The 12,696-nt window shown below is 54.0% G+C and carries 13 protein-coding genes; 5 read left to right on the forward strand and 8 right to left on the reverse strand.

Annotated features, from left to right (window positions below):
- Positions 1-90: 90 nt before the first annotated feature.
- Together dacB and RHI63_RS03780 are read right to left on the reverse strand one after the other, a co-directional pair.
- A complete protein-coding gene (gene dacB, locus RHI63_RS03775; protein ID WP_310821859.1) occupies positions 91-1,464 on the reverse strand; it encodes a D-alanyl-D-alanine carboxypeptidase/D-alanyl-D-alanine-endopeptidase in 1,374 nt (457 codons plus the stop codon).
- The gene (locus RHI63_RS03780) at positions 1,430-1,885 is read right to left on the reverse strand and encodes a GNAT family N-acetyltransferase (protein WP_399380808.1); all 456 of its coding nucleotides are present in this window, start codon (positions 1,883-1,885) and stop codon (positions 1,430-1,432) included. Before RHI63_RS03780 ends, dacB begins: the two co-directional genes overlap by 35 nt.
- A gap of 299 nt (positions 1,886-2,184) precedes the next feature.
- On the opposite strand from RHI63_RS03780, the gene RHI63_RS03785 reads away from it, so the two are divergent.
- From RHI63_RS03785 to RHI63_RS03795, 3 genes are read left to right on the forward strand one after another with little or no spacing between them, the layout of a single operon-like run.
- Positions 2,185-3,912 (forward strand): succinate dehydrogenase/fumarate reductase flavoprotein subunit, encoded by a 1,728-nt coding sequence (locus RHI63_RS03785; protein ID WP_206201603.1) that lies wholly within the window; start codon positions 2,185-2,187, stop codon positions 3,910-3,912.
- 4 nt (positions 3,913-3,916) lie between these two features.
- On the forward strand, positions 3,917-4,966 hold the full coding sequence (locus RHI63_RS03790; protein WP_302676762.1) for a TrkA family potassium uptake protein: 1,050 nt from the start codon (positions 3,917-3,919) through the stop codon (positions 4,964-4,966).
- Positions 4,963-5,730, forward strand: coding sequence for an NAD-binding protein (locus RHI63_RS03795; RefSeq protein ID WP_310821861.1), 768 nt, complete (start codon positions 4,963-4,965; stop codon positions 5,728-5,730). Before RHI63_RS03790 ends, RHI63_RS03795 begins: the two co-directional genes overlap by 4 nt.
- Here the strand turns inward: RHI63_RS03795 and RHI63_RS03800 are convergent.
- From RHI63_RS03800 to psbH, 5 genes are all read right to left on the reverse strand, one after another.
- Positions 5,727-6,545 (reverse strand): carbohydrate ABC transporter permease, encoded by an 819-nt coding sequence (locus RHI63_RS03800; protein ID WP_310743411.1) that lies wholly within the window; start codon positions 6,543-6,545, stop codon positions 5,727-5,729. The two genes, RHI63_RS03795 and RHI63_RS03800, sit on opposite strands and share 4 nt — an antisense overlap.
- 120 nt (positions 6,546-6,665) lie before the next feature.
- Complete coding sequence (locus tag RHI63_RS03805; RefSeq protein ID WP_206201135.1) at positions 6,666-7,883, reverse strand: ABC transporter permease; 1,218 nt, start codon at positions 7,881-7,883, stop codon at positions 6,666-6,668.
- A gap of 73 nt (positions 7,884-7,956) precedes the next feature.
- Positions 7,957-8,574: an aminoacyl-tRNA hydrolase gene (gene pth, locus RHI63_RS03810; RefSeq protein ID WP_310453356.1), complete on the reverse strand. Its 618-nt coding sequence runs from the start codon at positions 8,572-8,574 to the stop codon at positions 7,957-7,959.
- A gap of 5 nt (positions 8,575-8,579) precedes the next feature.
- Entirely contained in the window at positions 8,580-8,813 is a 234-nt protein-coding gene (locus RHI63_RS03815; RefSeq protein WP_206201137.1) for a TatA/E family twin arginine-targeting protein translocase, read from the reverse strand.
- A gap of 3 nt (positions 8,814-8,816) precedes the next feature.
- Positions 8,817-9,017 carry a photosystem II reaction center phosphoprotein PsbH gene (psbH, locus tag RHI63_RS03820; protein ID WP_149820192.1) on the reverse strand — a complete coding sequence of 67 codons (201 nt, stop codon included), beginning with the start codon at positions 9,015-9,017 and terminating at the stop codon, positions 8,817-8,819.
- An 86-nt stretch (positions 9,018-9,103) separates the two neighbouring features.
- On the opposite strand from psbH, the gene psbN reads away from it, so the two are divergent.
- Positions 9,104-9,235 (forward strand): photosystem II reaction center protein PsbN, encoded by a 132-nt coding sequence (gene psbN, locus RHI63_RS03825; protein ID WP_206201138.1) that lies wholly within the window; start codon positions 9,104-9,106, stop codon positions 9,233-9,235.
- A gap of 2 nt (positions 9,236-9,237) precedes the next feature.
- On the opposite strand, the gene RHI63_RS03830 is transcribed toward psbN, so the two are convergent.
- Positions 9,238-9,801 (reverse strand): photosystem I assembly protein Ycf4, encoded by a 564-nt coding sequence (locus tag RHI63_RS03830; RefSeq protein WP_206201139.1) that lies wholly within the window; start codon positions 9,799-9,801, stop codon positions 9,238-9,240.
- Between the two features lie 256 nt (positions 9,802-10,057).
- On the opposite strand from RHI63_RS03830, the gene clpB reads away from it, so the two are divergent.
- The gene (gene clpB / locus RHI63_RS03835) at positions 10,058-12,673 is read left to right on the forward strand and encodes an ATP-dependent chaperone ClpB (protein ID WP_206201140.1); all 2,616 of its coding nucleotides are present in this window, start codon (positions 10,058-10,060) and stop codon (positions 12,671-12,673) included.
- The last annotated feature ends 23 nt before the right edge of the window (positions 12,674-12,696 follow it).

Raw genomic sequence — 12,696 nt, forward strand, 5'->3', positions numbered from 1 at the left:
ACGTGACGGGTACGCGATCCTCTCCCGCTCTTGCAGTTTTGAACCTGTCTCGGGCTGTAGTTCGAGCTACTGAATGGATGTGGGGTTTTTCTATGGGCGGTGAGGACAGTTCTGCGATTGCGCCAGCAAAACAACTATGCGATCCAAACCAGCACGGAGTTGAGCCGTGGCCTCCCCCCCTTGATTGACCACAAGACTAAAGACGAAAGGGCGATCCTGCAACGGTTCCACGTAGCCCGCTAGGGCAACCACCCCCCGCAATGTGCCGGTTTTCGCCCAGACACGATCCTGAGCCGCTGTATCACGAAAGCGCTGTCGCAGGGTGCCGGATCGTCCGGCAAGGGGGAGCGATCGCCGCCACAGCGAGGCATCCTTTGTTTGCGTTATATGTTGCAGCAGCGTGACTAAACCATTGGGCGTCAGCCAATTTTGCCGCGAGAGTCCCGAACCATCTACTAAAACCGCTGCTTGGACACCGATGCGCTCTAGATAGCGTTGGCGATAGCCGGGTTGTGCTGCCTCCAGAGCCGCAAGGAGCATTTCTGCATAGAAATTGTCACTCTCTTGGAGAACCGGCAAAATTAACGCTTCTAGGGGGGGTGAGGCATGGCGCACCAACACATTGGGTAACGGCTCTGCTGTTTCCACAAGGCGAATTTGCTGCACTTGAATACCGGCTTGGGCAAAGGCCCGCTGCACCTGTTGTTGAAGATAGGGGATCGACTCACTGAGAGGAATGCGCAGTTTTGCCGGTTCACTGCCAATGTGGAGTTGACCCCGCACAATGATCTGCTGGCCGCGCACCTCACTTTCCAGAAATTCTGGCTCAGAGGGGGTCACGGTGCGGGTCTCATTGACCACTCGAAAATGAGTCTGCGGCTGCCGTAGTGCTAAGGGTTGCCCCAACTGTTGTGGTATGACCTCTAGGTTCAGGGCATTTTGATTGAGACTAAAGCGCGTCACTACCGCTGCATAGCCCATCGTCAGGTCTTCGATCGCCCATGTGGGTTCCATCCTCACAGGAGTTACACCGCCGATTTCCAAGATTGGAATCTGGCGAATGCCCTGTTGGCTAAGGCGGAGTGCCATTTGTTGCAGGTCTTGGCTGCTGAAACTAGGGTCAAAACTGCCCTGAAGACGCAGGGTTGTCCTGTCGGGCGATCGCGCGCTGAGGGTGGTCTCAAAGAAATGATTAGCTCCCCAATAGTCTAAGGCGGCAGCCACTGTCGTTAGCTTGACATTCGAGGCCACCAGAAAGAGCTTTTCCCCTTGGTAGTCGTAGAGAAGATCCCCCGTGGTTAAATCCCGCACCACCATGCCCCATTGACCCCGTTGCCATTGGGGATTTTGAATTTCCTGTTGCAGGGCACGAGCCAAGTCTTGGCGGCAGAGACCGAAGGCGGCAGGTGAAACCACCAGGACAATCAAACTAGCAGGGGGCAGAAGCCATCGAAGCCATGCCATGGGGCACTAGATCCTTGACATAGACGCGATCGCAACGCTGCGTTTCCACACCCGTCGCCGGCTGATAGCCCGCCTTTTCGTACAAATGGACGGCTGTAGTCATAATCGAGGCCGTTTCAATCCAGATTTTGCGGTAGCCGGCCGCTGCAATGGCTGCCTCCAGATGGTGCAGGAGAAATGTCCCTAGGCCTTGGCCGCGTACGCGGGGATGGAGATACATTTTGCGAATTTCGACAGCTGCTTCGCCCCGCTGAATGGGGTAGAAGGCGATCGTGCCCACAACTTCCGAGGCCTGCTCCACCACCCAAAATTGTCCGCCCCGGCGGTGGTAGTAGTCTTCAACATGCACCACATCGGCATCGGCGCCTTCGGGTTGCCAAGAAAGGCCAAACTCACTGAGGACATTAGCAATGAGGTGCATGACCGCTGCGCGATCGCGATCGCACCAATGGCGCACCCCACAATCCCCATAGTGAAGAAAAAATGCACTCAAGGACAGCTGCCTCCCATAAAATTACAGTCCTTTTCACAGAGAGAGAACACGCACAAAAGCATCGAAACCGCTGTGCCCCCAAAAGAACTGTACTGCCACTCTAACGATTCAGCGTGAGGCTCGCAAGATCATTTTGCTACTGTTTTTATCTTTGTTTCATCTTTGCTGCCGCCGCCGCTCTCTTAAGCGCCAACTTAGTATAGGAAAAGATGCTGGACAAACGGACGATGCAAGACTTTGGCGTTGTGATTGTCGGTGGTGGCTTAGCAGGCTGTCGTGCTGCTTTGGAAATTTGCCGCCTGGCCCCAGAGACCCCGATTGCCCTTGTGTCCAAAACCCATCCCATTCGTTCCCATTCCGTTGCTGCCCAAGGGGGCATTGCCGCTACGCTGAAAAATGTCGACAGCGAAGACTCTTGGGAAAGCCATGCCTTTGATACCGTCAAGGGGTCAGACTTTCTTGCGGATCAGGATGCCGTCGCCATTCTTGCCCAAGAAGCGCCCGATGTGGTGATTGACCTTGAGCATTTGGGGGTGCTCTTCTCTCGCCTGCCCGATGGCCGCATTGCCCAACGTCCCTTTGGTGGTCACACGCACCAGCGCACTTGCTATGCAGCCGACAAAACTGGTCATGCCATTCTCCACGAACTCTACTGCAATCTCCTGAAATACAACGTCACCTTTTTTAGTGAGTGGTATGTGCTGCGGCTGATTGTCGAGGATCAGCAGGCCAAGGGGGTCGTTGCCTACCACATTGAAACGGGTCAACTGGACATTCTGCGGGCACCTGCCATTCTTTTTGCCACAGGGGGCTATGGTCGCGTCTTTAATACCACCTCTAATGATTTTGCCTCCACGGGGGATGGCTTAGCGATGACGGCACGGGCAGGCTTGCCCCTTGAGGATATGGAGTTTGTCCAATTTCACCCCACGGGGTTGTATCCAGCGGGGGTTTTGATTTCTGAGGCGGTGCGCGGTGAAGGGGCTTATTTGGTCAATGCCGAGGGGGAACGCTTTATGGCACGCTATGCCCCCAGTCGCATGGAACTGGCTCCCCGTGATATTACCTCGCGGGCGATCGCCATCGAAATTCGCGAAGGGCGCGGCAGCCACAGTGATGGCTCAGCCGGCGGGCCTTTTGTTTATCTCGATGTCCGCCACTTGGGTCGCGAAACAATCATGAGTCGCATTCCCTTCTGTTGGGAGGAAGCCCATCGCTTGGCGGGGGTAGATGCCGTGGTGGAGCCGATTCCTGTACGTCCGACGGTGCACTATTCAATGGGGGGGATTCCGGTCAATGTCAATGGTCAGGTGCGTGCCAATGCCACGGAACTGGTGACCGGGTTTTATGCCGCTGGTGAGTGTGCCTGTGTCTCGGTGCATGGTGCCAATCGCTTGGGGAGTAATTCCCTCCTAGAATGTGTGGTCTATGGCCGCCGTACCGGTGGGGCGATCGCCCAAGATTTACCGAGCTTGCCCCAACCCCAATTTGACCCCCAGCCGTATCTACAGGCAGCGGAGCAACAGATTCAGCACCTCTTTAGTCAAGCGGGGGATTTACGCATTGCCCAACTACGGCAGCAGGTTCAAGATTGTATGACCCAATACTGTGGCGTATTTCGCACCGCGGCTCTGATGCAGAGAGGTTTGGAAGAATTGCAGCGGCTGAAAGCAGCCTATGCGCGGATTCGTCTCGACGATCGCCAGCGCTACTGGAACACAGAGCTGTTAGAGGCGTTTGAGTTAGCAAATATCCTCGTGGTTGCGGAAGTGATTTTGAGCAGCGCCCTTGCTCGCCAAGAGAGTCGTGGTGCCCACTTCCGTGAAGACTATCCGCAGCGGGATGATGTCAACTTCCTACGCCACACCCTAGCCACCTACCACAGCGACGGCATGAGGATTGACTATCTGCCCGTCACCATCACCATGTTTCCCCCCCAAGAGCGCAAGTATTAAAGCCATGCGACGGTTACCTGCGACCCCTGCCCTCAACCGTTTTATTATTGGCATCACCCTCTTTGTTCTGATCATGTTGGTGGCGGTGGTGGGCTACACCAGTTTTGGCTGGAACTGGCTCGATGCCCTTTACATGTACGTGATCACCGTCTTTGGCATTGGCTACAGTGAAGTGCGACCCCTGATTACGCCGGCGCAACGCTTCTTTAACATGCTGATCATTGTGGCCGGCAGTGCAGCAACGGTTTATACCATCGGTGCGGTGGTGCAACTGTTTACCGAAGGGGAGATCAAACGCCTACTGGATATTCAGCGGGCGAGCCGCGACATCAACAAACTCAACCGCCATGTCATTGTCTGTGGCTTTGGCCGCATTGGTCAGGTAATGGCTCAGGAATTATCGGCATTAAAAACCCCCTTTGTGATTTTGGATGTCAATGAACAGCGCATTGATCTAGCGATACAGTTGGGCTATTTGGCCTATTTGGGGAGTGCGGCGGAGGAAGAAACGCTGCGCGTGGTGGGGATCGAGCGGGCGATCGCCCTAGCGACGGTGCTGCCCAATGACACGATCAATGTCTTTATTACGCTGACAGCGCGCTCCCTGAATCCGAGCCTGCTGATTGTGGCGCGGGCGAATTTGGCAAGCACAGAAGCAAAGCTACGTATGGCAGGAGCGGATCACGTAGTCTTGCCGACAAAAATTGGTGCCATTCAAATGACTAACCTGATTCGGCGGCCACGCATTGACTTTCTTGAGCAAACGGGCGATCGCGAGACCCTCAACGACCTCTTGAGCCACATTGATGCTCACCTTGAGGAACTGGAGATTACTGCCGATTACCCCTACGTGGGTACGCGCTTGACAGGACTTGAGGTACGCGGCCAAGGGGCATTTATTATTGTTGGCCTGCGCAAAAGTGATGGCCAATTATTCCCGACCCGCGCCAATCCCCTTGTGGAAGTGGGCGATACATTGATTCTATTGGGGCATGCTCAAGATACCCCCAAGCTCATTCGCAAATATACTGCCCGCTCCCGCCACTCCCAATGACAACCCCCGCTCATCTCGCTGACCTTAAGGATCACGTCATCATTTGCGGCTATGGTCCCCTTGGTCGCACCTTAGCGATGAACTTGGCTGCTGCCCAAATCCCCTTTGTCGTGATTGACAACCAGCGGCAGCGACTACGGCTTGCCCAGCAGTCAGGGCACCTTTTCTATCGCGGTGACGATCTCATGGATGAAAATGAGCTGTTGGCGGTGGGGGTGGATCGCGCTCGCACTGTAGTGGCGGTTTTGGCCGATGATGCCAGTAATGTCTTTATCACCCTGATTGCCCGTCGCCTCAATCCCAACTTACAAATTTTGGCCTATGGTGAATTGCCAGCCACAGAGTCCAAACTGCGTTTTGCCGGTGCCGATCATGTGGTCTTGCCCTCGAGTATCAGTGCCCAACGCATGGTGCAGCTCATTACTCGCCCGACAGTCTTGGATTTTCTTGAGGAAAAGGATGAGCGCAGTCACTTGATTGAGCTACTCAGCCAGCTCGATCTTCAGATTGAGGAGTTTACCCTGCCCTTGGAGTCCTCGCTGGTGGGGCTCGCGATCGCCGATGTGGAAGCGAAAGGCCGAGGCCGCTTTATTATTGTTGCTGTCCGCCATCAGAACGGTGCCTTGGTGACCCATCCCCCCTTAACCTTGCCCCTAGCGCCGGGGGATACCTTGATTGCCCTTGGCCGAGCAGCGGAAATTAAAACCTTCTTTCACCAATATGCCCACCGCCAGCCAATTCGCTATCGCGGCCTAGGAAGCTAGCCCTTCAGGCCAGCAGTGGTTTGGGAGGGAATGATATATCGCTGCAAGAAAATAAACACAATGAACACAGGCACAATTGAAATCACCGAGCCAGCGGCAATGAGTCGCCAATCCAAAGAAAACGTCCCCGCTAAAGTCACCACGCCAATGGGTAGGGTATAAAGTTCTGGCTGATCCAAGACCAACAGGGGCCAGAGAAAATCACTCCAAGCACCAATAAACACAAAAATGCCAAGGGTAACAAGGGCAGGGCGAATGGCCGGCAGCATCACAAACCACCACAGCCCCAATTCTGAGCAGCCATCGAGGCGAGCCGCTTCCTCTAGTTCCTTGGGCACCGCCATAAAGGCCTGTCGCAACAGAAAAATGCCAAAGGCAGAGGCCAAACTCGGCAGAATCATTCCCAGATAGGTATTCCGCAGCCCCAACTGCACCGCCAAAATAAACAGGGGAATCATGGTGATTTGAAAGGGAATCATGATCGTGGCCAAAATGGCCGTAAAGATCACCTCACGTCCGCGAAAGGACAGCCGTGCCAAGGGATAGGCGGCTAAGGCCGAGGTCAGGAGATTGCAGGCCACCGTTAAGACTGCCACCAGTGTGCTGTTGAACAGGTACTGGCCAAAGGGATTCGTTTGCCAAACCGTGACAAAATTCGCCCAGGTTGGTTCGGCCGGCAGCCAGCGGGGCGGAAAGGCAAAAATATCTTCATTGGCAGACTTGAAGGCGGTACTGGTGAGCCACACCAAAGGCAGCAGCATGACGATCGCGATCGCCACCAACAGCAGGTAGGTCAAGCCTCGCCGCAAGGTCATCGCCGTGTCCAAAGATTGGTAAACATCATCAACAGGCCACCAATGACAATGGCGATCGCAAGGCCGCCAGCAATCCAGTCTAGAGTTGTCGTTTCCATCGGTAATTTCCCAAGGGTACTTTTAGACACTGCGCAAGGCAACAATCGGATCCAGCCGCGCCGCCCGTTGAGCGGGAACCACCCCAAAGAAGAGGCCAATACTGCCCGAAACGCCCACAGCAAGAGCCACAGCAACGGGAGCAACCCCAGCCTCCAAGGGGGTCAACATCACCACTAGCATCACACCACCTACGCCCACTCCCGTGCCAATGAGGCCACCGAGAGCCGAGAGGATCATCGCCTCAATCATAAACTGTGCCAGTATATCCCGCTGTGTGGCACCAATGGCCTTGCGCAGGCCAATTTCTTGGGTGCGTTCGGTTACCGAGACCAGCATAATGTTCATAATGCCAATCCCCCCCACCAGCAGGGAAATGCCGGCGATCGCCGCCAACATCAAGGTCAAGGCATTGCTGATATTGCCAATGATTTGCAGAGCTTCCTTTTGGGTTTGAATTGTAAAATCGTCCTCATCAACAATTTGATGGCGCAGCCGCAGGAGGTTGGTAATCTGAAACTTAGCCGCATCAATGCTCTGTTCATCACGGGCAGATACCGAGATAAAGGTTAGGGAAATCCCATAGGGGGAGCGCTGCCCCACAATACGGGAAGACATCGTCGTAATGGGAATATAGGCGGCCTCATCCTGATTGTTGCCAAGGAAAGCACCCTTTTCGGCCATGACGCCAATCACTTCAAAGGAAAGATTCTTGATCCGTACCTGCTGACCCACAGGATTTTCGTTAATAAAGAGCTTCCTCGCCAAATCCGAGCCTAAAATGACGACGCGGCGATGCCGTTCCACATCCTTATCGGAGATAAAGCGCCCCTGCGCCACTGTAAAACTGCGCACTGAAGGAAAGGTGGGGGTGGTCCCCACAATCAGCACATTCGTGTTGCGTCCTCGATAGGTAACCCGTTGTTGCACTTGAATTTGGGGTGCCACTTCCTTAACGGTGGGCACTTGGGTGGCGATCGCCTTAGCATCCTCAAGGACAAGGGTTTGCGGCACATTAAACGTGCGGTTGCGGGCTTGGGGCGTCCCCGGCACAATAAAAAGCGTATTCGGACCAAGGGATTCAAACTGACTGGCGGCATAGCGCTGTGCCCCCTGACCCACGCCGACCATGGCAATCACCGCTGCGTTGCCAATAATAATCCCCAGCATCGTCAGGCCACTACGCAGTCGATTGGCCTTGAGGGTGGCGATCGCCATGCGCACACTTTCAGCAATGTCCATGATTCTGCGCCGAAAACACCTGTTTTTAATCTAACTTGAGATCTTCTTTTTCCTCAGACTTCTAGTGGGGGGTTCAGGATTGCGGTAGGGGAATGCTTTTGCCGTTGAAGTGGTTCATCGCTGCCTCCACCCCAGACTGAATACTTAATTCAATCGCATCCACGGCAAGGTCAAGCACAGCAGGTAAAATGGCGAGTTCAGCAGCCGAAAAATGTCCCAAAACAAAGGGCACAGCATTGCGCGGCCCGGTTTGTTGCTGCAGGCGATCGCCAAAGGCAATGCCCACCTTGAGGCGGGGAAACTGCTGCGAATGACAGTGTTGAATAATTGACTTAATGCCGTTGTGTCCGCCCGTCGAGCCACTCAAGCGCAAGCGCAGCCGCCCCAAGGGCAAATCGGCATCATCATAGACGACAAGGGTTCGCTCAAGGGGCAGCTTATAAAAATTCAGCAGGGCATGGAGAGACTGCCCCGAACTATTCATATAGGTAGTGGGTTTGAGGAGGCGTACCTTTTGACCATGAATCAGAACCTCTGCCACCTCTCCCAAGAAGCGCCGCTGCGGGGTCAACTGCACCTTATACCGATCGGCAAGGGCGTCAAGGACACGAAAGCCAATATTGTGGCGCGTCGTCGCATACTCTGCCCCCGGATTCCCAAGGCCGACAATCACACAGGGTTGGAGAACCATGCCACCTAAGCAGAGGGTTCCCGCGATGATTCCGATTCTGCCTTGGCCTGCTGTTCCTGTTCGAGGGCAGCGGTCTGCCGTTTCATTTCATCTTGGAATTCACGGGAGGCTTCCTCAAAGGCACGCTTGGTTTTGCCAAGGCTGCGACCAATTTCCGGCAGCTTTTTAGGGCCAAAGATTAAAAGCGCCACCACCAGAATCACAATCAGTTCCGGCAGACCGATACCAAAAACGTTCATGGGTTATCCTAGTGCTTTCCAACTCACGTTAACACCATCGAGGATGAGTGTCGAGTTGTAGATTTGCAAAATAATCAGCAAAAAGACAAGGAACAGCCCCATAAAGACCGCCATCAAGGGAGTGGTACCCCAGCCGGGGGCAACTTTACCGTATTCAGAGTTCAAGGGGCGCAGGAGATCCCCTAGCCAAGTCCGTCGTGCCATAAATCCCTTTTTTGAACGAGATGAACAGAGTTTTAATGTTTCGTAATATTATAGAAGCACATCTTGCTCCCATTGAGAACGCTTCTATGGAACCTGCAACAGTTCTTAGCATTGCTCTCGCTGCCATCTGCATTGGCGTGACCGGCTACTCTATCTACCTCTCCTTTGGCCCTCCTTCCAAGGAGTTAGCGGATCCTTTTGACGATCACGAAGACTAAAGCTAGAGTCCCTCAACGGGGACACCCAAAAAGCTGGCGATTGTGGCGCCTTGGGTTTCGAGTTCTGCCAACGGCAAGGGCGCACCTACGCGCGTTAGGGGGACTTCGCCGCGACCTTTGATTTTAAGGTAGAGGGCGCGTTTCGGGTTTAGCCCTTCTTTAATCACAATTCTCACGGATTGGACATCGCTGATGGGGCAGCTGACCTCAATGCGGCGATTCTTCCCCGGAAAACCCCAGCGGAAAATGCGCACAACGCCCGTTTCTTTGTTGAACTCGTTAAAGCCACCGCCAATATCCCAAGCGATCGCCAGCCACAGATACGTTGCCAACAGCAGCGCCGCCACCCCATAAAAGCCAATGGCAATGCCTTGGGGAATAAAGACCAAATCAATTGGGTTCCCAATGGGCAGTAGGTTGCGGTGCAAATAGCTAGAAAGACCAGCCAAAAAGAAGCCCAAGCCACCAATGGAGACCGCTGTTGCCCAAAAGTAGTTACTAGGGCGACGGGAACCCAGCACCGGATAGTACAGAACCGCCTCTTGACGCGGTGAGCGCTCAGTCATAGGGGAGTTTGTCATAGCTTGTGTTGCCAACTTGCAGTGCCTTACATTCTATAGAGAAACGGTCTCTCTTCCCAAAGAGGCTTTCCCCAACCCCGCCTCTAGACGCTACGCTGGAACTAATTTGCACTAATTCTTTCGAACTTATTCTGGGGAGTTTATTCTACCCTTAAAGTAGGGAAGTCCGAAAAAGCGTTTTTCTTGCAATTCATACAATATAAATAGTTAAAAACTGGAAAAAGGGGTCAAAGGGTCAGCTATGCAACCATCCAATCCAAATCAATTTACCGAAAAAGCATGGGCCGCGATCGCCCGCACACCAGATCTAGCCAAGCAGGCACAGCACCAGAATCTCGAAAGTGAACACCTGATGAAATCGCTGCTCGAGCAAGAGGGTCTAGCGACACAAATTTTCCAAAAAGCTGGCTGTTCGGTGCAGCGCATTCGCGATCTCACCGATGAATTCATTAACCGTCAGCCGAAAATCAGTAATCCCAGTGGCGTCTATCTAGGACAGAGCCTTGACAAGCTCCTCGATCGCGCCGAAGAGGCACGCAAACAGTTTGGCGATGAGTTTATCTCGATTGAGCACTTGGTATTGGCCTTTGCCCAAGACGATCGCTTTGGCAAAAAACTTCTTCAGGAGGTCGGCCTGAGCGAAAAAGCCCTACGGGAAGCGATTCAGCAAATTCGCGGCTCCCAAAAAGTGACGGATCAAAACCCAGAGGGCAAATATGCGGCGCTGGAAAAATATGGCCGTGATCTGACGCTCTTGGCTCGTCAAGGGAAACTGGATCCCGTCATTGGCCGTGATGATGAAATTCGCCGTGTGATTCAGATTCTTTCCCGCCGTACCAAAAATAACCCAGTGCTCATTGGTGAACCCGGCGTTGGTAAAACCGCCATTGCTGAAGGCTTGGCACAGCGGATTGTGGCGGGGGATGTGCCTGATTCCCTGCGCGATCGCCAGTTGATTGCTCTCGACATGGGTGCCTTGATTGCCGGTGCCAAGTATCGCGGTGAATTTGAAGAGCGCCTCAAAGCAGTTCTCAAGGAGGTCACCGACTCCAACGGCCAAATCATCCTCTTTATTGATGAAATCCACACTGTCGTTGGTGCCGGGGCAACCCAAGGGGCGATGGATGCCGGCAACCTGCTCAAACCGATGTTGGCGCGGGGGGAACTGCGCTGTATTGGTGCCACCACCCTTGATGAGTACCGCAAGTACATTGAAAAGGATGCAGCCTTAGAGCGGCGCTTCCAGCAGGTCTATGTGGATCAGCCCAGCGTTGAGGACACGATCTCGATTTTGCGGGGTCTCAAGGAACGCTATGAGATCCACCATGGCGTGAAAATTTCCGATACCGCCTTGGTGGCAGCAGCTACGCTCTCAACCCGCTACATTAGCGATCGCTTCTTGCCCGATAAAGCCATTGACTTGGTCGATGAAGCCGCCGCGAAACTGAAAATGGAGATTACCTCCAAGCCGGAGGAACTGGATGAGATTGACCGCAAAATCCTGCAGCTGGAAATGGAGCGGCTCTCCTTGCAAAAAGAAACCTCGGCAGCTTCGCGCGATCGCCTTGAGAAACTGGAAAAAGAGCTAGCGGATCTCAAGGAGGAGCAAAGCCGCCTCAATGCCCAGTGGCAAGCAGAAAAAGAGGTCATTGACCGTCTCCAAGCCATCAAAGAAGAAATCGAAAAAGTCAACATCGAGATCCAGCAAGCGGAGCGCAACTACGACCTCAACCGTGCCGCTGAACTGAAGTACGGCAAACTCACAGAACTCCACAAACAACTGGCGGCAGCCGAAGCCAAACTGCGGGAGATTCAAGTGGGGGGTCGCTCTCTGCTGCGGGATGAAGTGACCGAGGCCGACATTGCTGAAATCATCTCCAAGTGGACGGGCATCCCTGTCAGCAAACTGGTGGAGTCGGAAGCCCAAAAACTGCTGCACCTCGAAGAAGAGCTGCACAAGCGGGTTGTCGGTCAAGATGAGGCCGTCACCGCAGTGGCAGAAGCCATTCAGCGCTCCCGTGCCGGACTAGCGGATCCCAACCGTCCCATTGCCAGCTTCATCTTCCTTGGGCCAACGGGTGTCGGTAAAACGGAATTGGCCAAAGCCTTGGCGGCCTTCATGTTCGACACCGAAGAGGCGATGGTGCGGATTGACATGTCGGAGTACATGGAGAAACACGCCGTATCGCGGTTAATTGGGGCGCCCCCCGGTTATGTGGGCTATGACGAAGGCGGTCAACTCACAGAAGCCATTCGCCGCCGTCCCTATGCCGTGGTTCTCTTCGATGAGATCGAGAAAGCCCATCCCGATGTCTTCAACGTGTTCCTGCAAATTCTCGATGATGGCCGCGTCACTGATGCCCAAGGGCGGACGGTGGACTTCAAGAACACCATCATCATCATGACCAGCAACATTGGTTCTCAGTACATCCTTGATGTGGCCGGCGATGACAGCCGCTACGGGGAAATGTACAATCGCGTCATGGAGGCAATGCGCGCCCACTTCCGCCCTGAATTCCTCAACCGCGTGGATGAATTTATCATCTTCCACAGCCTGCGCAAGGATCAATTGCGGCAAATTGTTCAATTGCAGGTGCAGCGGTTGCAGCAACGCTTGAGCGATCGCCACATTACCTTGTCCCTCACAGAGAAGGCGATCGACTTTTTGGCCGAAGTGGGTTACGACCCCGTCTATGGTGCCCGTCCGCTGAAACGTGCCATCCAGAAACAACTGGAAACCCCGATTGCCAAAGCTATCCTGCGGGGCGAGTTCTTCGATGGCGACACGATTCTGGTGGATGTGGGCGAAAACGAACGCCTCAACTTCCGGCGTCAAGCGGAACTGGCAACTGTTTAGGTGCAACTAAAACTGATTCAAGA

It is taken from the genome of Thermosynechococcus sp. GLH187, from assembly GCF_031583395.1.
Taxonomy (GTDB): Bacteria; Cyanobacteriota; Cyanobacteriia; order Thermosynechococcales; family Thermosynechococcaceae; genus Thermosynechococcus.